Genomic DNA, 21,614 nt, shown 5'->3' with positions numbered 1-21,614 from the left:
AAACATTGTTGTTACCTTAAGACGAAAATTTCCCTTTCTTTTAACCCGTCGCTTTATCGTCAAACAACATCTCTTCTGACGATAAAATGATTTCATCGTGCTACCTATTGTTCTTTTCCCCGCTAAAGCGGATATTTCTGCGCCACAAATACCCCAGGGTCTGCAGACCCGAGGGGCTAAATTTTTTCTAGCCCGGAAGTAAAGAGAATGAATGAGTTTTGGGATATCACCCCGTTTAGCTGGGAAGGCGTACTTACCTGTGCCGCCTGCGGATGGATTTTAGGCCTCGAGCGCCAACTCCGCGGAAAACCTGTAGGTATTCGCACGGCGATCCTCATTATCCTAGGTACCTACCTTTTTATGCGTTTGGCGACCTCCCTCTCTGACAACTCACTGGATCATGCCCGCGTATTGGGTCAAATCGTAACAGGCGTTGGTTTTCTGGGTGCAGGCGTCATGATGGCGCGCGATGGTCAAATACAAGGGGTGACCTCTGCTGCCGTCGTTTGGTTGATGGCCGGCCTTGGTATGGTGATCGCTTTTGACTACGGACGCCAAGCACTGCTTCTTTGTACATTTGTACTTTTTATTCTTGTTGGTCTCGATAAAGTTGAAACTACGTTTTCATCCTTAACAAAAGGCGTTCATAAACGCTGGGAGAAGAAGCGGAAAAAGACGGCAAAACATGCAGATATCGTCGACTAGTCATCGGTAATTCTGCATAACCATTTCCATCAAAAGATTTCATCGTTACCACAAAATTATCTCTCTTTACGTTTGTGGATGGTGAAATAATAATCGCGCCTGAACGCACCTTTCTCTGCGTAAAAACCTGCACTTCCTGTGCAGGTTTTTTAATTTCAATTCAGATAATTAAGGAAAAACATTGCAACAGAACCCTGTTATGCAGGCTGATCGCAACAGTCCACTTGTACCTGTTCTCAGCCTAAGCCTTTTTGCCGTTGCGTCAGGTTTCCTGATGAGCCTCATTCCGCTTGCGCTTGACGCACGTGGTATGTCGGTGAATCTTGCCTCCTGGCTCGCGAGCGTGTTTTACGCAGGCCTGCTTGGCGGTGCGTTGATCAGTGCGCGCATCGTTGGCAAATTTGGCCATCGCAGTGCGTTAGTTGCGTTTTTGCTTATCGTTGTCACCACTGTGGGTTTGATGGCATTCAGCGCATCACCCGCAGCATGGCTTTTTGCACGTTTTGTTGCAGGCATCGCGGTTGCCGGTGTGTTCGTCGTCATCGAATCCTGGCTACTGATGGCAGACACTGAAAAAGCGCGAGCCAAGCGTCTGGGTCTTTACATGGCATCACTTTACGGCGGCTCTGCGTTGGGTCAACTTGGTATCGGTATGTTTGGTACTGAAGGTGCGATGCCACTGATTGTCGTCGCCAGCCTATTCTCAGCAGCTATTTTGCCACCGCTGGTGTTTAAAAAAGGTCGCCCAAAAGCGGTTGGTCACGCAAGCATCAAAGTCAGCGAGATGAAAACACTGCCCGCGGCAGCTTACATTGGTTGCATCGTATCAGGTTTAGTGTTGGGCTCTATTTATGGCCTGCTGCCATTGGAGTTAGAAAGCAATTACAGCCACGATCAGGTAGGCGCACTGATGGCTATCGTGATCCTTGGTGGCATGGTGGTACAACCGCTGGTGAGCTGGTTAAACTCACGCATGGAAAAAGCACTGTTGATGGCACTATTTTGCTTTCTGGGTTTGCTTTCCATTGCCATGATTGAAATCGCTACCGTCTCAGCGGGCATGATGGCGGGTATGTTCCTGCTGGGTGCATCAGCATTTGCCCTCTACCCTGTTGCGATTACGCTGGCTTGTCGCAACGTAGATGAGTCAAAAATCGTTGCAGCCGCAGAACTGATGTTGCTGAGCTACAGCGTGGGTTCCGTGATCGGTCCTGTATTGGCAGGTGAAGCGATGTCGATGAATGGTGGCTTGATGTTGTACTTTGTGGTCTGTTTCGCGGCAACCCTTCTCTACATGCTGGGTTCAACCAAACGCAACCGCTCTACCGGTACAGACGGCGTCGACGAAGCAATATCTGTTGATATCTGATACCAAAACTAAATGAAGCAAGGTGTTCACTGATAGCACCTTGCTTTTCCACTCTGCTCTTTTCCGCTCTACTTGGTATCACATCCTTCTCTGTGCAAAATTTTCTATACAAATAGCGATAAAAACGCGTTTAAGGTATGAGATACGCCTAATCACTACCGTATTTTTTTGACGCCAATCACACAGAAATAGTGCTCAACTCTAACCCTTTCATTTATTGATAAATTACTTTATTAGCGATACCAAATAATCACCGGTACATCAGACGGTTAATGCTGGCACCAGTAAATATTGAGGCAGATAGGATAGAATATTAACGAGGTTTCAGGGCATCTGATTGAAAAAAGAACAGACGACGGTATAAAACTGTCACAAACCCAACTTTTTGGTCATAACCACAAGCTGAAAGTGGTTATCTAACATTATATTTCAATGATTTAATAGTTTTAATGACGAAATAATCAATAGCATTTTGTACATTACTTGAACGCTTTCTACGCTCACATTGTAGGTCTCCAGTTTGGGACTCACATCACAGCGTAGGAGGTATCAGCATGTCCCAAGCGTTTGTTCGAGCGGCAATTTGTTTTTTTTCTTTCATCTCTCTTCAAGGCTGCTTCCTTGTCAATGGGCCTCTTGACTACGCTCAAGAAACCAACGCACCATCTGTTAGTTATCTTCCGATCGGAATACCCTTTGTCCTCGGCGGACACGGTTCCAGTGTTCCGTTGACAAGTGAACTCAGCTTAACCGCCAAGCACGTCGCCCAGTTGGATTACAGCGATGTGATCGCTTATCACCCCAACTGCGATGTAGCAGTGATCAAGCAAAGTAACCATGACAAAACGATTGCCCCTTTGGGGACAGTAAAAACCAAAGGGTCTGTTACGACTGTTGGGATGGGACTTACCGGTAAGGTGTTAATCGGACACGGTAAGTACTACTTAGATGTTAATTTTGTTGATTCAGATATGTTTGAAAACTGCCCGGCCAGTATTACTGACGCCCCTGTTCAAAGTGGAATGAGCGGCGGTGGAGCCTACAACAAAGAAGGCGAACTCGTCGGTATTATATCAGGCATGTCTGGCTCAGGGTTTAGGCTACTTGATGGCACCGAATTGGGTAATGAGCGAACCAGCATTTTCGTATCAACCCTTCACATCCGCCCCTGGCTTCTCAAGGTGGTTGAAGACTTTTACGACGACTCCCTAAATAACCTCGCAGCGTCAACCATCACCCTTTCCAAAACCTATTTAGAAGAAGATTTAGACTAAGCGCAAACGTTTGCGCTATAGCCATGTCACACTTTTTTTGTCAAAATAGCGCCACTTTCCCGTCTCTCTTTGCCAAAGGAAAAACATGGCCGCTCAAATCATTGATGGAAAACTTATTTCGCAGACTGTTCGTCAGGAAGTTGCTGCACGTGTAGAAGCCCGAAAAGCAGCAGGCCTCCGAGCGCCGGGACTGGCGGTGGTATTAGTCGGTGATGACCCTGCCTCCCAAGTTTACGTTGGGAGCAAACGTCGCGTTTGTGAAGAAGTTGGCTTTGTTTCCAAGTCTTACGACCTCCCTTCAAGCACCAGCGAAGCAGAGCTCTTGAGCTTAATTGACGATCTGAACGCTGACCCAGAAATCGATGGCATTCTGGTGCAATTGCCTCTTCCTGCACAAATGGACCCTACCAATGTGCTTGAGCGTATCCACCCAGAGAAAGATGTCGATGGTTTCCATCCATACAATGTAGGACGCCTTTGCCAGCGTATGCCAAAGCTGCGCTCATGTACGCCAAAAGGTATCGTTACACTGCTTGAGCGCTACAACGTCCCTCTGCGTGGCAAACATGCTGTCGTCGTCGGCGCGTCAAACATTGTTGGCCGTCCAATGACGATGGAACTGTTACTTGCAGGCTGCACCACCACCACGTGTCACCGTTTTACCAAAGATTTAGAAGGACACGTTCGCCAAGCTGATCTCTTGGTCGTTGCTGTGGGCAAACCGAACTTTATTCCCGGTGATTGGATTAAGCCTGGCGCAGTCGTCATTGATGTGGGTATTAACCGACTGGAAGATGGCAAGTTGGTGGGTGATGTTGAATATGGTGTGGCAGCGGAGAAAGCCAGTCACATCACACCAGTACCTGGTGGTGTTGGCCCAATGACAGTGGCAACGCTGATTGAAAATACCCTGCTGGCTTGCGAGCAATACCATTCATAACCATTCCTAATACTTGACTGCGGATCACATTCCGCAGTCGAATGATCGATAAAGTTCCTCTACATTTGCCTCCACTTTCCACTGTTTTAGCTTCCCACTCCGAATAATATTAATCACACATTGAAGTGTCTCGCATATGAGACAATGTAAATACATTATTAATAACATTAAAACATTAAGTTGAAAATAATAGGCCGATTTTATCCAAGGAATCGGACATATGCTCAAAACTAAACCCTCGATCTTAGCCATTGCATTGGCTTCGATACTCGTCGGTTGTGGCGGCTCAGGCGACGACTCGCCCAACACTTCCACACCAAATGTTGAAACCCCGGAAACGGGCACCCCAGATACCGGTAACCCCTCACCTCAGGCTACTTTACTCCAAGCAGTATCTGGCACCCTGACTACTCCAGATTATCAAGCTATCCCTAACGCTGACGTTAGCATTAGCATCGTCGACAAAACGGGAGCATCCCTGTTTCTACAATCGTCAACAACGGATTCAGACGGTGTTTTTGAAGCACAGTTGCCAACATTTGAGAATGCCAGCAGCGCCACATCAGTTATCGTAAGCTACAACAAAGCTGGCTTCACAAGCGGTGAGCGATTATTCGCCATTGATGAAAATTCCGTTGCCATTGCAGCAGACGCCATCATCTCCCCTGTTGTTGTTCAATCTTTCAAAAAACAAGATCTACAGATTGTTGCAAGCAGCAGCGACAAACAAAGTGTCACCTTCTCGTTGGTCAAAGACAGTGACGGTCGCAAAGCAATTCGTGCCGGCACGCCGCTGGCGATGTCTGAAACAGCGTCAAATTTAAAGATCGACCTTCCGATTGAAGCAATCGGAGATGATGTCGAAGCGCTAACAGTTGAAATGGCGCACTTCGATTCAGCCGATATAACAGACATTCAATCCTTTCCGGGTGATTTTGTCGGATATGGTGAAACGGAAAACCAAGGTGTCGGCACCAACTTTGCTGTCGATAATTCACAGGAAGACCCTTATCGCCTCATTTCCACCACCTTTGCGCAAATCTCTATTACAGACCAAAATGGTGACTTATTACCAATCTCTGAAAGGCTAGCCGCCTCGGGGGATACCCCAACGGTTCAGGCATATGTTTCTCCTGAAGCCTATCGCACCATTACTGAAGACGTTGCGCTGGATATTGCTGGTATTCAAGTCCCTATCTACGTCTATCGATACAGCAAATGGGAATTTGTTGGTAACGGCACATTGACCGATAACCTAGGCGATCCCCTTGACGGACAATTTACTGGCACCTTACCTGACTACCTGGCGAGCCTACCGGGTTCGGTTTACGTCAGCATCCCAGTGACCAGCGCAAACGAGTGGGTTCAGTGGATAAACCTTGACTGGCCCGTTTTTGCCGAGCCAACTCAAACCTGTGTAACCGGTAAACTCTCCTACGAACGCGGCGAAGCTTATACACGTGGTGTAGCGTTAACACTGCCAGACGGCGGCACCCAGTGGCTCTATGCAGATAACAACGGTAATGTTTCAGCAAGCTTCCAAGCAATTCAAGGCGACTCAGGAAACTACAACGTCTACGCCTACAACTATTTCACTCAGGAAGATGAAAACTACCAGCCAAACGTCTCTACCGTTGGCGAATGTGACGTCAACATTGATGTTTCTCACGAACTAATGAATCCCTACCAGTGCTCTATCTCCGGAACGATTGTAGAACCGGATGGCACGACACCAATCGCAAACACATGGATTCAGGCAAGATTAACCGGTACCCGATTCTCCACCATATCCGATGAAAACGGTGAGTTTTCACTCTCTTCAAATTGTGAAGGGGACGTGAGGCTGAGATTGTTAGATCAAGTCGAAACCATCACTTTACCTGACGGTATGCAGCCGGGTGATGTATACAGCGGCATTACTATTGAGAGAGAAAACAGCGCGCCGAGAATCTCAGCGTGGAAGTCTAACGCAAGCAATTTGCGCGTTTCTGATGAAGGCAAGTTTTCATACCGCATTTTTGATCGCGATGGTAATGATTTCACCCATCAAATCACCTGCACCGACGCCTGCTCAGTCACAGACAATGGCCGCCAATACAGCACCGTCAGATTTACTGCTGAAGGCAAGCATATTGTGACCATCACAGCTGAAGATGAATACGGCAAAGCAGCATCTAACGAACTGATTTTTAACGTCAAACCAAACGGCAATGTTGCACCTGAAATCGTAGGTTTTGATGTCAATGGCCAGCGTCATGCGCTAGGCAATGAAGTCAGCGTCGTTGAAGGACTAGACCTCGCCATTGATGTTATCGCGATTGATAAACAAGGCGACGCCATCAGCTATGCATGGGACAACTTGCCACAAGGTAGCTGTGCAGAGGCTCGTTGCGAATACCCTTCCGTCACGGCAGGCAACATCGAACTCTCCGTCACAGCAACGGATGACAACACAACACCTAAGTCATCGGAAGCAAACCTGAGTATTGCGGTTATTCCTAATCAGGCACCGGAAGTCTTCATTTCACCAAGCTCCAATGAGGTATTGACGGTCAACGGATTCGCACAAGATGAATGGCGTATTCGAGCCATAGTGCGTGATGACCAAGATCCTTCACCAAGTCTTACCTGGGCATTTGTCGATAGCTCTGGGACCGAAAGTGCCGCATTCACCATCATTGACAGTCATCATGCAGCCCTTGTGGAAGGGATGACGATTGAGGCTGGTGAATACACGGTCACCGTCACGGCAACCGATAACCTCGGTGAAACAACGCAAGTTCAAACACGACTTGTCGTAACAGAAGATAATCCACCTGTTGTCGATCTGCTGGCTTCAGATTTAGTTGTTGAGATGACTGACAAAGGCGAAGGCGCAAAGGATATTACCTTTGACGCAACCTTCAGTGACGATCGTACCAGCGAAGACTCGCTGGAAGTGAGTTGGTCAGCCACTAACAGCCTGCCACTGGAAATCTCCGAAGATGGTAAAAAAGCCATACTACGTAAAGAGAACCTGATTGCTGGCATGACTGAAGTGACAATTAGTGTCACAGATGCATATGGGCAAACCACCTCCAAAACGGTCACTATTGATGTCATTGTGACAGAAGACGTCGCACCGGAGGTGTCTCTTTCTGCCAGCCACAATGTGGTAGACATTGCTGAATTTGGCCAAGGCGCACATGACGTTGTGTTTACAGCACAGTTCAGTGATGACATAACACCGACAGCAGATCTGGCCGTCAGTTGGACGACAGATAACGGTGTACCACTTGTTATCTCAGCAGACAAAACCCAAGCCACAATACTTGAAGGCTCTCTGGTCGCCGGAGAGACAAACGTCATCATCACTGTCACAGATGGCTACGACCAATCCACCGTGAAGCAGCAATCTCTGACGGTGAATGTCGCAGACGATGCAGCGCCAGAAGTGACTGTTTCTTCCAGCCATAACACGGTGGAAATGGTTGAAAACGGTCAGGGTGCCCATGATGTTGTCTTCACAGCAACCTACTCTGATGACTTCACCCCAACAGCAGATCTGGTTGTGACTTGGACAGCAAGTAATGGCGCTGTGCTGGTAGTCTCGTCAGATAAACAAACCGCAACCCTGAAAGCTGGCGACCTCACTGCAGGCAATACCACGGTAAGAGTGACTGTTGCGGATGAGTATGGTCAATCAACCAGCGCTTCTCAGTTGCTTGTCGTCTCTGTCTCTGACGATGAAAACCCAACCATCTCTGTGTCAGCTTCGCACACCCATGTTTCAGTGAGTGAAGAAGGTGCAGGTTCAACAGATGTCGTGTTTACGGCTAGCGTATCAGATGACTACACCCAGACATCTGAACTGTCTATCAATTGGACAGCTTCTAACGGCGCGGCCCTGCGCGTCAGTGACGACGGATTAACGGCGACCTTACTGGGTACCAGCCTGACCGAAGGCACCATTATTGTCACTGCGACAGTCAGCGACGAGATGAGCCAGTCTTCTACCGACAGTCAGTCACTGACCGTTGATATGGACAATCGACCTGTTATCACCGCAATGTCCGCCTCTCCATCGCAGCAAAAAGTCGTCGCGGGAGAGAAAAACGGTCAGCCAATCACTATCACCGTTGCAGCGTCTGACGACAAAACAGACGTCCTCTCGTTCGGTTGGGCATCCAACACCGGTATCACCATCACAGACATGGATAACACCGTGGTGTTCCCGGCGGGTTCATTGGGCGCAGGCACCTACAGCGTCACTGCATATATTGCGGATGAGCTAGGTCAGGAAGTTAGCCAAACAGTGAACTTCAGCATCACCGAACAAGACGGAAACATCGACATTGAAATCGAATAATTCTCAAAGGACTTGAATATTATGAAGAAACTTAGACTGAACCCGCTTGCGGCTGTCATTATGGCATCGCTTGCATTGGCTGGCTGTAACTCTGAAGAAATGGCATCAGTGAACGACACCACCGTTAACAATAGCTCTGAGCAAACTGAAAAGAGTGGCTCAGAAAATGGCAGTGTAACGGAAGGTGTAACTGGTGCGGCCTCTCTCTCCGTCGGCGTTAAATTTCCAAAACCGGAGGCTTCTCCAGCTTGGATTGGCGATTCAACGACAGTCGATGTTGAATTTTATGAAACCGGTATTGTTGGCAGTCAAGGCGATGCATGGAAGGTCAAAGAAGTCTATGAGGCCTGTAATCCAGACACTGACGGTGACAACCCGGCCCCTATCCCTGATGGCGAGATCAACTGCGGAAATGCGCATGAAGATGCGCTAAAAGGTAATTTCGCCACCTCTGTTTCGCTGACTCCAGAGGCTTCCAACGCAACGATTAACCTGCTGCCAGGTAAGTACAGAATTGAAGCTAAGTTCTACAACAGTCAGAGCCAATTGCAGGAAACCAGCGTCAGTTACGTGACATTGAACGAAGGTGCCCACTCCCTAAAACTGCGTGGTATTGAAGCGACCTGGACCGCAGACAAGCCGCTGGCGCTTAGTCTGCTAAACAACACAACGGAAGATTGGGATCCTACAGTAGAAGGCACGCAAACCGCGGCTGAAGCGTTGGGCATTACTGGCAACATTGTCGGTTTACACTTGCCATCGGCGCTGACCTACCCGGGTAGCACCGATTCAAATCAAAGTTACTTCCAAGACCTGTTGGTGAACGCCGGTGTCCTTAATGAAAACAACCTGCGTCCAACGGACTATGCCACGGCCTTTCAGCCAATCCTGCGCGTGATGAAGGATGGACAGGAAACCAATCTCTATCCGACTTATTTCTCTGAGTACACACCAAAATATGATGAGTCTGGAGATCCAAACGGAGGCACAAACTTTTGGAGAAATAGTTCTTTAGCTTTCCTTTTCCAGGAATATACACCAGACGGTGCATATACAGGCTTACTCCTGGGTGACCGCTTTATTGGTCTGTCTGACGATGATTGGAACGCGAGCACATGGAGTGCCCGCTATGCAAATCTGGAAATGGGAGTATTCAACGACAAAACCGATGATGGAGAAGAGACTGGACCCGTATATACCATCCGCTACTTAGAAGATGTAACAGACTGGGACAATACTCAAGGTGTGCCAATTGAAACGGTACAAGTTGCCAATATTGGCAGTTATAAAGGTGGCGATAGTTTCTGGCAACAAGCTTTTGTGGAACTCAATGGTGTCAAAAATACCTTTGTGGATGGCAATACTGTTCAGGGGTATCTCATCGAGTCCGTATCCAGTGAAGTGAGTGAGTGGGGCGTTAACATAGAGCCTGCGATGTATCTGAGCGCGACACTCGAAAAAATTGCCGTAGCAGAGGGACTCAAAGCATCCGCTGCAGAGGCAAATTGTACTGAGTTGGAATTTGGAGGCGTCAATCAGGACTCTACCCAATACCGTTGGGATGAGGAAAACCAGCGCTGGGTGGCGGGTATGGTTAACCAAGCGTATCTCGAACGCCAATACCAAGCACAAAACAGTATCGAGCATGCGATCAAAATGCGCGAACAAAATATCGTTGATATGGAAAGCCTCGCTGTAGAGTACCCAAACTCAGCCGACGACTACTTGGCACAGGCTGATAAAGCCAGAAGCGAAATCGAAGCCCTCATTGTTGTTGAAGCCGATTACTATGCCCAAATTGATTTAAACAAAGACGGCATCGCTACCCTATTTGAGGATGGTGTTTTTCCGGTTGAACCATGGGCATCTAGATACTGTCATCTAAATGAAGAAGCGAATTGGGATGAGGTGGCTGGTGACTACAATACTACCTTCAGTCTCACTTGTTCTGGCTTAGAGACAAAGCCAACTGCAACCGGCAATAGTTGGGAAGCAACAGGCAAGATGTGTATCCAACCATTTACGCTTCGCGCCTCTCAGTTGAACGTGGAATACGAAACTGACGGTGACATCGTCATCGAATAATGTTCCGAAATAAAAGGCGGCCTTAGGCCGCCTTTTTGTCATCATCACACAGTAGAATCTTCGTATGCCTTCAATATTCTCGAAAATTACCCGGGCCTTATTTTTTGTCGTCTTGATGCTTATGTCAGGTGCGGCTTCTTCCAGTGACTGGCTGGTTAGAGTGTCTTCCAGCTTTAATACCCAGCCCCATCTCAACGCCGTTACTGTCTACTCTTTTTTAAATGGCGATCAGTTACTTGGCTTGGATGAAGCCTCTTTTGAAAAAGCAGCCAAACAACTTTTTAGCGACGATGCGGTTATTTACTTTGAAAAAGCGCCAGACATTATCAGTCGCAAAAAGCCCGTCGCACGTGCATTTGTTGAATCTCAACAGCAAAACTTTCTCAAAAACGATGGATTCAATGAGTTAACGCATAGCCAGAGACAATGCGATCTGGCAACCATCGCTATTCTTGACTCTGGCATTGACATCGCGCATCCCGCATTCAACCAGATTAACTTTCCGGATGCGTTCGATACGATTACCGACAGTCACACCAGCGACGATCCCTATGGACATGGCACTCATGTCGCAGGGCTCATAGCAGCGCAGCCCAGCCAAACACTTCCTGAACTCCAAGGTGCATGCACATCTGCCACGGTATACCCGATCCGCTTTTTAGACCGCTTTGGAGGCGGCACACTAAAAAACGCCATACAAGGCGTTCAGTGGGCCATTGATAACGATGCCAAAATCATCAACCATTCCTGGGCAATCAGCTCAGAAAACCAAGCGCTGTTGGACGTCCTGACTGACGCCAATGAACGCGGCATTGTGCAAGTTGCTGCAGCAGCAAACGCAGGCAGAGACCTTGCCAACTCACCCTACTATCCCGCCGCGTACTCTCAACGCCTGGGAGGCCTTATCAGTGTGGCGAATTGGGACAATCAAACGGGCAACCTCTACACGCTAAGTAATTATGGAGCGAGCAGCGTCGATCTCGCCGCGTCCGGTACCGACTTACTGAGTTCACTGCCAAACAATGATGCCGGGACAAAAACGGGCACATCCATGGCCACACCACTGGTTTCAGCCACTGCAGCCATGATTTTGCAACATCATCCATCCCTATCGGCCGAAGAAGTTAAAGCACAGATTATTCAAAATGTCGCCCTTGAAACCACGCTTCAACAACGCGTTATTTCCGGCGGTCGGTTACAGGCTCATGCCGCGGTTAACGCTGCACCCAATGAGGCTTTCCTGCATCACAGTGACACCCGCGAAAACCAACTGTCCGTCTATGGTGTCAACTTGCATCAAATCAATGACTGGCAATATGTCACTGCAACTTCCCCTTCAATCATTACCCCAATCCTCCCTGAATCAGTCAGTAAGGAAAGCGTGACTTTCAGTGATTTTTCTCAGCCTGTGGGCTGGATAGAAGCGACAACAGCGACTGGAGACAGGCTTAGTTTACTGGTTAAACCTGAGTTGTCAGCCCCCGAAGAACTCGAATTATTAGATAATAATCAAGATTATATCGTCACCTGGCGTGGTGCCCAGCTTGCCGAGACCTATGAAGTTGAGTGGCGTATGCCGGGTAAGCCCTATGCCGAGAAAGGTATCGTCAAAGCGCCTGCCAATCAGTTTCTGTTACCTGTTGAATCATCACCGGCAGCGATAAGAATTCGGGCGCTATACACTTATTCGACAGATAGAGAACACCTCTCCGTCATAGACGGTCAACAAGCCTCAACGTTCACCGAAATCATGCTCGCTCAAGCGCAGGAAGATAACCTGATCGATTTCGGTATCGTTCCTCAAGGTATTCATATTGAAATCGCGCACACCCTCTTAGGGTTCCCGCAAGGTGCCGTCCCCTATCTGACCCCATCAAATAGCTCGCAAATCGTCAGTGCTATTGAAAATGGGACAATGCTACTGAACACCGAAACCGTTGGACCGCTGTCGAGTATCCTTGAAATAGCTGATGAACACGGCGTAGCGATTTGGCAATTACGCGGACAGGTAGAAGCTTCACAACACTGGCAGTTAGGCCTAGATACCGGTGACTATGTCAGCATAGACACGACGGGCGCGGCGCTCAATGTCGCCTATAAACAAGAAGGAAACTACCGACTTGTTCTGTCTGCCAAACCCAAGGAGAGTGTCATTTTATCACTGACACAATCGGCGCAAACGCCTTTGGAAATAAGGAGCGTGACGTTCGATGGAAAGTCACTCGACCAATCAAACATCACAGTGAATGGAAAGACAACATCACTTCTGATTTCCAACGACTCAGAAAACGAAACGGTATCACTAGCGTTCGCCGTTGGAGCGCCATCCGACTCTCAGGCTACCCCAGCATCCAGTGACAGTCGCTGTTTTCTGGCCACAATGGCATTCAGCCAAAGCCCCCTGATACTTGATCATCTGCGATTTGTCCGGGACTACGTCATCAAGCCCTTGCCATATGGAGATGCTATAGTCGACGCCTACTACCAATACTCACCATTCTGGGTGGTGGAACTTCAAGGCAACTCTTGGGCGATTTTAGCGATACAAGTCAGCATTTTGCTCTCGCTGTATCTGTTACCCGGCTTCTTTGTTGTGCGGTTTATCAAGCGCACGATTTAACAATCCTCTTATTTGACCAATCTCCGCATGGCAGCGTCGGGTTTTCACCCAACGCTGCCATTTTTTGAAACCCCGTCTTAAAAGAAAGACAGGCTAATACCTACCTCACTCAATATCGCTCAGAATTTCCTCGCTTTTACCAAGCAATCAAATGCTTATCGCGACCCAGGTTAAGACAACCACATGGTGTCGCTTAAACGTCAATCGGCAAGCAAATGTTGGTGATAAGGATGTTAACTCCATCCGTAGGAATATCTGTCCTTTCCTTTATAACACTCTACCTATTCAGGAAGATCGCCCACCCTATTGGTTTAGTGGATAAGCCAAGTGAGAGAAAACGGCACATAGGGGCGATTCCTTTAGTTGGCGGCCTTGCCCGTATTCAGCAGCCTGTGCGTCTATTTGGTTTTCTTTACTGACCCTAACACTTCTTGGCTTCAAATCCTCGCCTGCCTTAGCATCCTCACCGTTGTCGGCGTGCTTGATGATAAATTTGATATCAGCTACAAGATCCGCTTCTTCGTCCAAATATGCCTTTCCATCATTATGATGACGATTGTTGGCCTCAAGATAACCTATCTCGGCGATCTTATTGGCGTCGGAAGTATTACCTTTGGGTTCCTGGGCTATATCATTACTGTGCTGGCGGTATTGGGCGCAATCAATGCGTTCAATATGGTGGATGGCATTGATGGTTTATTCGGTGGGCTTTCTGTCATGACCTTTGGTGCACTTGGTTATCTTTTCTCTTCCAGTGGCCAAACGGCGCTTGCGGGAATATGTATTGCCCTCGTTAGTACGCTAATTCCTTACGTGATGATGAACCTTGGGTTGTTCGGCAAAAAACGTAAAGTCTTCATGGGCGATTCTTGCTCCATGGTGATTGGCTTTACGGCGATTTGGCTGCTACTTGAAGCGACACAGGTGAAAGAGCAAGCCGTCATGCGACCCGTCAAAGCTCTCTGGCTTATCGCTCTGTCACTGATGGGCATGGCTGCCATTATGGTAAGAAGAGTGAAAAGAGGCGATTCGCCGTTTAAGCCAGACAGAGAACACTTGCATCATATCTTCCAGCGAGCGGGTTTGAACTCCCGTCAAACACTCACCGCCATTTGTACAATTGCACTGACTTTTGCCGCCATTGGCATTATCGGAGAGAACCTCGCGATACCCGAATACATCATGTTCGGTTTGTTTCTCGTATTATTTGGGGTCGACTATTTGGCGTTAGCTTATGTATGGCGGTTGTTAACCTTTTCCCGTCGTCTGTTGAAGAAAGACATTTTAAGCTATCAAGAAGAGAGTTAGGCTTAGTCAGAACCAAAAAGATCCCGTGTATATACTTTGTTCTCAACGTCTTGCAGGGCATCATCCAATCGGTTAGAGACGATGATGTCCGCGCGGGCTTTAAACTCAGAAAGGTCTTTGACGACCTGAGAGTTGAATAAAGTACCCTCATTTAGCACTGGCTCGTAAACAATCACTTCAATTCCCTTGGCCTTGATTCTTTTCATTACCCCCAGAATCGAAGATGCACGAAAGTTATCAGAGCCTGATTTCATGATCAGTCGGTAGATCCCCACCACCTTGGGTTTTCTCTTTAAGATGGACGTGGCGATATAGTCTTTTCGAGTACGGTTAGCATCAACGATAGCGCCAATAATATTGTTCGGCACAGATTGATAATTGGCAAGCAGCTGCTTGGTATCTTTCGGTAAGCAGTAGCCACCGTAGCCAAAAGAGGGGTTGTTGTAGTGATTGCCAATTCGTGGGTCCAAGCAGACCCCCTCTATGATCTCTTTCGAATCCAGCCCCAGCGATTCCGCGTAAGAGTCCAGCTCATTAAAATATGCCACGCGCATAGCAAGATACGTGTTGGAGAAAAGCTTGACCGCTTCCGCTTCCGTGGAATGCACAAAGAGGGTTTGGACATTATCAGCCAGTGCGCCTTGGTTCATTAACGCTGCATACGCTTTAGCCTGATCAGAAAAATCACCCACAATGATTCGGGAAGGATAGAGATTGTCATAAAGTGCCCGCCCTTCTCTCAGAAACTCGGGCGAGAACAAAATATTGTCAGCCTGGTGCTTTTTTCGTAAAGAGTCAGTAAAGCCAACAGGCACTGTTGATTTAATGACAATAGTGATAGAAGGGTTCACTGACAGAATATCAGCAACGACAGACTCCACAGAGCTGGTATCAAAGAAATTGGTTTCGGGGTCGTAATCTGTGGGGGTAGCCACCAAAACAAGCTCCGCCCAGTTATAGGCCGTTTCTGCTTCGGTAGTGGCATAGAAGCTAAGTTCAGAATTTTGGAGAAACTGTTCTATCTCGCGATCAGAAATGGGAGACTGGCCTTGATTGAGTAAATCGACCTTTTCTTGAAGAATATCAACCGCAACGACCTCGTTGTGTTGCGCCAGCAGCATTGCATTTGAAAGACCAACGTAACCCGTACCCACGACCGCTACTTTCATCTACCGCCCATCCCTCTTTATCCCTGAAGCAAAATGCGTATTTCACTTCAGGTTAAGTATCAAAGATGACACTTTTCTTATTATTCAGAGTATAGGAGATGAACGTTTAACACGTAGGTGCGCAACGCCGAGCGTCAACATGGCTGAAAATAACGCAAAAACATTCACTAACGCATCAGTCAGGCTCCCTGTTCTGCCGGGCAACAAGTTTGCCTGTATATATTCTGACGCCACAGCAACCAATAACAGAAAAGTAAACGAGAGCACTTTCACATGAAGTGGTAGCGGAAAGAGCAGCACACCACCGAGGTAAAACACCCCAAAGTGGATCAGCAAATCACCATATCCCCAAAGGAAAGTTTTACCTTCAATAGAAAGCTGCTTGAGACCGAAGCCTGTAAAGAGTGACAACATCGCCAAGGCGACTAACCCTACAACAAGAAAATACATACCAAACCTGAGCGATAAAAATGACATGGGTTTAGGCTGACTCCTAACTAACTAGCGCACGAATTACGGGTTATGGGTTGTGGGTTATAGAAGGCAACTTATCATTTTTTCCATATAAAAAACAAAGGGCGATGGTTTCCCATCGCCCTTTGCTATGTCTTTGCAATTTGCCGTATGTGTTCGCGAAGAAGGAACTAAGCGACCTCTTCCACTAACGGTGATTTACCCAACCAACTCCGCACCTTTGCAGTAATGCGGAAGATATGGCTAATCACACCAAAGTACACGCTGAACAGGACAAGGAAACCGACAAACATTTTGGTTTCGCTCACCATATATAGCTCGCCCAGCACACCAACAAGCGCAAACAGCGAAGCCAAGCCACAAATAAACACCAACGTCATGCGTGGCGATAAACCGATACGCTGACAGATATGATGCAGATGCTCACGGTCAGGTTTAAACGGCGACTGCCCTTTACGCATACGGCGCACCATAATGGTCGCCATATCCATGAGCGGCAATGCGATAAACCACAGCGCTGTCACTGGCTTAATGTAAGTGGAATGATCAGGCTGAGAGCCACGAATCAAGAACCACACCACGGTAAAGCCAATCAGCATGCTGCCTGCATCACCCATAAAGATCTTAAAGCGTGGCCCTAACGGAATACCCAGGTTAAGCAGTACATAAGGCACTAAAGCGGCAATAAACATCAAACAGTTCATAGCGAGTTCTGTATTGCCACCCAGATAAAACATAAACGCCAACGCAGCAAAGGTCACAGACGCCAAGCCACCGAGCAGGCCATCAATCCCGTCCACCATATTAAAGGCGTTAATGGCACCAATCACCGCTATTACCGTCACCGCATAGCTTACCCAAGCAGGCAATGCCACCGGCACATTACCCGCAATGCTACCCAAGCTTTCTAAGCTCACGTTGGCGATGAAAATCATCGCCAACGAGATACCCGCCTGCACAAACAAACGCACTTTAAAGCTGATATCGAACTTATCATCCAGCACGCCGATAACAATCAGTACTGCACCGCAGGCCAGAAACAGCCAATCGGAAAAATCCTTATTAAGGTACAAAACACTCGTTAGAAAAACGGCGGCATAGATAGACACGCCACCCACTAATGGGATAGCGCCCGTGTGCAACTTACGCGCATTCGGTTTATCAACTAAGTTAACTCGTTTGGCCACTTTTCGGAAAATGAAAAGCAGCACAAACGAAAACATAAATGTAGAAAGAATTGGCAAAGACATTGTAGAGCTCACTATTTCAGGTAAATCAAAGGCGGATGCCTACATGATTGGATTTAGTGTTTTGGTATTTAAAGGGTTTTAGGTCCTAGGGTCCTACGGTCCTAGGGAGTTATAAACAAAGCTTAGGTATTGCGTGGAAACTACTGGGAATAAGGGTTTTAGGATCTAGGTCCTAGGTCCTAGGTCCTAGGTCCTAGGTCCTAGGTCCTAGAGAGATTCGTTCATAACCTCGTCCTAGCGCCAGCTCTTTATAGAACCTTGCTCTTCCCCCAGGCTCTTGCTCTTACCTAGGATCCTAGGATCTGCTTCCCCTAGGCCCTTGCTCTTCCCCTAGGATCCTAGGACCTTTTTTCCCCTAGGACCTCTTTTCCCTAGTCCCTATTTTTTATAAACATTCTCAAAGCAGTAGTTCGTCGCTTCTATAAAGCCTTCAACACTACCGCAGTCGAAACGTTTACCTTTGAATTTGTAGGCCAGCACGCAACCAGTTTTGGCTTGTTCCAGCAAGGCATCCGTGATTTGAATTTCGCCACCTTTGCCGGGTTTCGTTTTTTCAATGATGTCGAAGATATCAGGGGTCAGGATGTAACGACCGATAATCGCAAGGTTACTAGGCTCGGTGCCTAGCGCTGGCTTTTCAACCATGTCTGTTACGCGAAGCAGGTTATCGGTCACTACTTCACCCGCAATCACACCGTATTTATGCGTATCTTCTGCTGGCACTTATTCCACCGCGACAATCGAACAACGGAATTTCTTATACAGTGCTGCCATTTGCATTATATTTTTAATTGTGGTCTAAATAAATTTAATATGCTTGAAAACAAGTAGGCTAAGAATATAGTGATTCATAATCAGAAGATATCACTTTCCATGTATACCTCTCGGTTGCCAACTTTTTCATTTTTTTACCATTTTGATCCAACTCCGAACGATTAGTACTAGCGACCAAATCAATTAATTGCTCTGTATCCTTAAAGAAGTGAGCACTATTATTAGTACTAAAACGATTGAAATCACAATCAAAGGCGAAAATAGGAATGCCGAAATGCATCATCTCAACCAGAGAAGGGTTAGTACCACCTGCAGAATGGCCATGCAGATATAATGAACACCCCACTCTTAAGCTGTAAAGGGAATCCAAATCATATATAGGATCTAGCAACTCGATGTTAGGGAATTTTCCAAATTTTTCTTTAAGTGAAATACCATAGGCACTAGCCTCCCAATTTCCCACAAATTTGATTAAATGGTGATTATTAGAGAAAGCTTCAAGAATCATTTCCACATTATTTTCTGGTTCGATACGACAAAGCCCTAAAGCATATTCACTTCTAACATTAGTTATATCAGAGATGTCAACGTCAACATCTCTAATAGCATGATCGCCACCATATGCTATTATATGGTTTTTCTTCCGATATTCCGTATCGACATAATCGCCAATGGCTTTATTATCTGTTACGATGATATCTGAATATTTCACAGCCATCCGCTCTGAAAACTTAAGAAAAGCCTTGACCGCCGTGGGCCACTTTTCTCTTTTCCATTCCAAACCATCGATATTAGTTATGACTTTTGAATTTGACAGAAGCTTAAAAAATGGCAGAAAAACACAACCAGAAACACCAAGAATTAAGACCACATCTGGTTTTATTTTAATACATTTCACCAATGAAAGAATATCATACAAGATACTTTGAACCCCGTTAGCTTTTAGAGAGAGATACACTAACTCAGCATCATTGTGAGTATCTAACTTCTTCTTATACACTTTACTTGAGCAGAAAACATAATAGTCTACATCCTTAGATTTATGTAGGGTCAAGTTTTCAACTAACGACTCAAAACCACCATAACAAGCAGGAATACCTACCGTACCAACAATTGATACCTTCTTGGATTTCAATTTAATCACCCTTGTTTAGAGTTTTCGCTAATTTATAGCCATCTAGGGTCTGCTGAGCTGTATGCTCCCAAGTAAAATTCTCGATAACTCTGTTGCGCATATCTTCATTGAATTCGCTTTCCATGACCCGAACAATACCTTTACGAATAGATTGAACATCGCCAGGTTCACAGTACTCAGCATAATTTTGGAAATAGTACTCAGTATCTCCCCGATTGGTAATGAGCAAGTTGGACTTCATTACCGCCGCTTCCAAACTGGACAACCCAGGAGTTTCCATCCAAGAAATAAGAGCATGCGCTTTACAAACCTTATATAATGCAGCTAGCTCTTCTTGGGATACATGTTCAATAAAAACTACATTTTTACCAGCAACTCGCTTACATTCTTCATAGTACACGACACTGTTTGGGCTAGGCTTACCAACTATAACCAATTTATATGGGAGTTCATTGCACGCTTTAATTAATTCTAATTGGCATTTGCGAATTTCAATTCTTGCTGCACTTAACAAGCAACCTTTATATTTTTCATACTTAGATGTGTTTACTGAGTCATAATCAAAAACGCTCAGGTCAACTGCATTTGCAACAGACAACCCTCTTTTCTCTGGTAACGACATATCTTTCTTAACACGCTCTAATTCAGTAGGACTATTTGGCAGTAAAACATGAGCTGATGAAGCTATTTCTCGCTGCGCTGCATAATGCCCCTTACATAGATACTCTAAAGTACCCTTATGGAAATTTCGATTAAATAATATCCGAGCCGTTGTTTTTAAATACTCGACCGTAGACTCCTGAAAGGTAATAGCAATCCATCTTTGAATCCCCCCTCTCGCTTTTTGATCGCATTCAAGATAGCTACCCCAAATGGTAGACAACACTATAGGTATATTTGCGAGTTTTGCTTTTCTGACATTCTTTAAAATGTCTTGAGGGTTTCTTAAGTTAAAAAAGTGCACCAAGTCGTATTCTTCGAAACTGACATCAGCAGAATTGGCAATATCGACATTTACTCCTAACTTTTCTAAGTATTCTTTCGTCTTTAATAGTTGGATCGTATCCCCACCTGGACCAGAAAACACTGTTGGCCTAGTTATAAATATTACGTGCATTTTGATAAACCTTAATAAAACTGAATATAGTAATTATGGAAAAATAAAAAGAGAGGAATAAAAACTCATGCGTCAAGTTAGGAACTAAGATTGTACAAAAAATGAAATAGGTTAATGTAATACGACGAGTTTTTGCTGGCATATGTGCTCTAAATATAATTATACTACCCAACAAAATGAACACCAGGTAAGTAAATAAACCCAGTGCTCCTAGATAGTAGAAAATGAAAGCAAAGCCATTTTCAATGTAGGTAACCTCATGAACATTTGTGGAAATTGAAAAAGCGGGTTTATCAAAAGAACCAAACAAAATACTTAACAAGCTAGAGTTTTTTATTTCCTTGAATACTTCAGTAACCATTTGTAGGCGACTTGTCAGTGTCTGAGTTGTAAGCAATTCTGCATTCTGGCCTATAACCATAGTCCCACTAATCAAAGCAAAACATACAACTAGCAAACCAATAACAGGGAACCTCACAAGGAACATCAAGATAACCCCGACCAAACCAGTTCTATTAATTGTTAGTGGCAACAGTAAAGCGTAAAGTCTTAGGCTCCATTTTTTTTCGAGAACCACACATGCAAATATACCTAAAATAATAAGCGAGGCAAGTGCCTGGGGAGTGGTTGTAACTCCTTTAAATGCGTATAAAAAAGGTAGACCTTTATTGGCTAGAGAAAAAATGTAGTCACCATACCCTGTCAGTAAAGAGTAAGTTGATAGAATTATACTTGCGAAAATTAACGCTACTAAAGCACTTAATATAGTTTTTATATACATGTAATTTCTCATAGGGCAGGTGATGAGAAACAACAAATGAAAATATAAAACCAAAACTACGGTATCAATGTCCTCTGAGAGTATTGCTTTAATCAAAAATAGTATTGTAATAAAAACCATCAAACGCACGCGAAATTCAGTCATTTTAAACTTGAATACATTAAATGCTGATAAAAGGACGAGCGCCCCCTTACTAATCTCCCCTCCAACCAGGTTAGGTGAACCAGATAAAAACAGTAAAGCAAAGACAATTAAATATGACATA

General features: G+C 45.9%; 13 protein-coding genes and 2 pseudogenes. 8 read left to right on the top strand and 7 right to left on the bottom strand.

Annotation, left to right across the window (positions count from 1 at the left end):
- The first annotated feature begins 207 nt into the window (after positions 1–207).
- The 8 genes and pseudogenes from K6Q96_RS04630 (at position 208) to wecA (K6Q96_RS04595) (ending at position 14,649) form a co-directional block, all read left to right on the top strand.
- Positions 208–705, top strand: a complete 498-nt coding sequence (locus tag K6Q96_RS04630) for an MgtC/SapB family protein (RefSeq protein WP_251878177.1) — start codon at positions 208–210, stop codon at positions 703–705.
- A 181-nt stretch (positions 706–886) separates the two neighbouring features.
- Complete coding sequence (locus tag K6Q96_RS04625; protein ID WP_251878175.1) at positions 887–2,074, top strand: MFS transporter; 1,188 nt, start codon at positions 887–889, stop codon at positions 2,072–2,074.
- Between the two features lie 554 nt (positions 2,075–2,628).
- Positions 2,629–3,348: a serine protease gene (locus tag K6Q96_RS04620; protein WP_251878173.1), complete on the top strand. Its 720-nt coding sequence runs from the start codon at positions 2,629–2,631 to the stop codon at positions 3,346–3,348.
- An 85-nt stretch (positions 3,349–3,433) separates the two neighbouring features.
- A complete protein-coding gene (gene folD / locus K6Q96_RS04615; protein ID WP_251878171.1) occupies positions 3,434–4,288 on the top strand; it encodes a bifunctional methylenetetrahydrofolate dehydrogenase/methenyltetrahydrofolate cyclohydrolase FolD in 855 nt (284 codons plus the stop codon).
- 220 nt (positions 4,289–4,508) lie between these two features.
- Positions 4,509–8,636 carry a carboxypeptidase-like regulatory domain-containing protein gene (locus K6Q96_RS04610; protein ID WP_251878169.1) on the top strand — a complete coding sequence of 1,376 codons (4,128 nt, stop codon included), beginning with the start codon at positions 4,509–4,511 and terminating at the stop codon, positions 8,634–8,636.
- A 21-nt stretch (positions 8,637–8,657) separates the two neighbouring features.
- On the top strand, positions 8,658–10,721 hold the full coding sequence (locus tag K6Q96_RS04605) for a hypothetical protein (protein ID WP_251878167.1): 2,064 nt from the start codon (positions 8,658–8,660) through the stop codon (positions 10,719–10,721).
- A 121-nt stretch (positions 10,722–10,842) separates the two neighbouring features.
- Positions 10,843–13,341, top strand: coding sequence for a S8 family serine peptidase (locus tag K6Q96_RS04600; RefSeq protein ID WP_251878165.1), 2,499 nt, complete (start codon positions 10,843–10,845; stop codon positions 13,339–13,341).
- Between the two features lie 230 nt (positions 13,342–13,571).
- Positions 13,572–14,649, top strand: a pseudogene (gene wecA / locus K6Q96_RS04595) (UDP-N-acetylglucosamine--undecaprenyl-phosphate N-acetylglucosaminephosphotransferase).
- A 2-nt stretch (positions 14,650–14,651) separates the two neighbouring features.
- On the opposite strand, the gene K6Q96_RS04590 reads toward wecA (K6Q96_RS04595), so the two are convergent.
- The 7 genes and pseudogenes from K6Q96_RS04590 to K6Q96_RS04560 all read right to left on the bottom strand — a co-directional run bounded on the left by K6Q96_RS04590 (position 14,652) and on the right by K6Q96_RS04560 (position 21,613).
- Positions 14,652–15,818, bottom strand: coding sequence for a nucleotide sugar dehydrogenase (locus K6Q96_RS04590; protein ID WP_251878163.1), 1,167 nt, complete (start codon positions 15,816–15,818; stop codon positions 14,652–14,654).
- An 84-nt stretch (positions 15,819–15,902) separates the two neighbouring features.
- Entirely contained in the window at positions 15,903–16,295 is a 393-nt protein-coding gene (locus tag K6Q96_RS04585) for a hypothetical protein (protein ID WP_251878161.1), read from the bottom strand.
- Positions 16,296–16,462: 167 nt separating this feature from the next.
- Positions 16,463–17,542 carry a UDP-N-acetylglucosamine--undecaprenyl-phosphate N-acetylglucosaminephosphotransferase gene (gene wecA, locus K6Q96_RS04580; RefSeq protein ID WP_251878159.1) on the bottom strand — a complete coding sequence of 360 codons (1,080 nt, stop codon included), beginning with the start codon at positions 17,540–17,542 and terminating at the stop codon, positions 16,463–16,465.
- A 378-nt stretch (positions 17,543–17,920) separates the two neighbouring features.
- A pseudogene (locus K6Q96_RS04575) lies at positions 17,921–18,325 on the bottom strand (sugar phosphate nucleotidyltransferase); the annotation flags it as partial.
- 49 nt (positions 18,326–18,374) lie between these two features.
- Positions 18,375–19,460, bottom strand: a complete 1,086-nt coding sequence (locus tag K6Q96_RS04570; protein WP_251878157.1) for a DUF1972 domain-containing protein — start codon at positions 19,458–19,460, stop codon at positions 18,375–18,377.
- Entirely contained in the window at positions 19,453–20,568 is a 1,116-nt protein-coding gene (locus K6Q96_RS04565) for a glycosyltransferase family 4 protein (protein WP_251878155.1), read from the bottom strand. Before K6Q96_RS04565 ends, K6Q96_RS04570 begins: the two co-directional genes overlap by 8 nt.
- Entirely contained in the window at positions 20,546–21,613 is a 1,068-nt protein-coding gene (locus K6Q96_RS04560; RefSeq protein ID WP_251878153.1) for a hypothetical protein, read from the bottom strand. The genes K6Q96_RS04565 and K6Q96_RS04560 overlap by 23 nt, the downstream gene beginning before the upstream one ends.
- Position 21,614 lies beyond the last annotated feature (1 nt).

This window comes from Grimontia kaedaensis (assembly GCF_023746615.1).
GTDB lineage: Bacteria > Pseudomonadota > Gammaproteobacteria > Enterobacterales > Vibrionaceae > Enterovibrio > Enterovibrio kaedaensis.
The sequence above is the reverse complement of the archived record's forward strand: the minus strand, read 5'-3'. Positions and strand labels throughout refer to the sequence as shown.

Bases quoted from the DNA above. Each gene is read 5' to 3' on its own strand.
- K6Q96_RS04630 (WP_251878177.1), top strand. From the start codon at position 208: ATGAATGAGTTTTGGGATATCACCCCGTTTAGCTGGGAAGGCGTACTT.
- K6Q96_RS04620 (WP_251878173.1), top strand. From the start codon at position 2,629: ATGTCCCAAGCGTTTGTTCGAGCGGCAATTTGTTTTTTTTCTTTCATC.
- folD (WP_251878171.1), top strand. From the start codon at position 3,434: ATGGCCGCTCAAATCATTGATGGAAAACTTATTTCGCAGACTGTTCGT.
- K6Q96_RS04610 (WP_251878169.1), top strand. From the start codon at position 4,509: ATGCTCAAAACTAAACCCTCGATCTTAGCCATTGCATTGGCTTCGATA.
- K6Q96_RS04605 (WP_251878167.1), top strand. From the start codon at position 8,658: ATGAAGAAACTTAGACTGAACCCGCTTGCGGCTGTCATTATGGCATCG.
- K6Q96_RS04600 (WP_251878165.1), top strand. From the start codon at position 10,843: ATGTCAGGTGCGGCTTCTTCCAGTGACTGGCTGGTTAGAGTGTCTTCC.
- K6Q96_RS04590 (WP_251878163.1), bottom strand. From the start codon at position 15,818: ATGAAAGTAGCGGTCGTGGGTACGGGTTACGTTGGTCTTTCAAATGCA.
- K6Q96_RS04585 (WP_251878161.1), bottom strand. From the start codon at position 16,295: ATGTCATTTTTATCGCTCAGGTTTGGTATGTATTTTCTTGTTGTAGGG.
- wecA (WP_251878159.1), bottom strand. From the start codon at position 17,542: ATGTCTTTGCCAATTCTTTCTACATTTATGTTTTCGTTTGTGCTGCTT.
- K6Q96_RS04565 (WP_251878155.1), bottom strand. From the start codon at position 20,568: ATGCACGTAATATTTATAACTAGGCCAACAGTGTTTTCTGGTCCAGGT.
- K6Q96_RS04560 (WP_251878153.1), bottom strand. From the start codon at position 21,613: ATGTCATATTTAATTGTCTTTGCTTTACTGTTTTTATCTGGTTCACCT.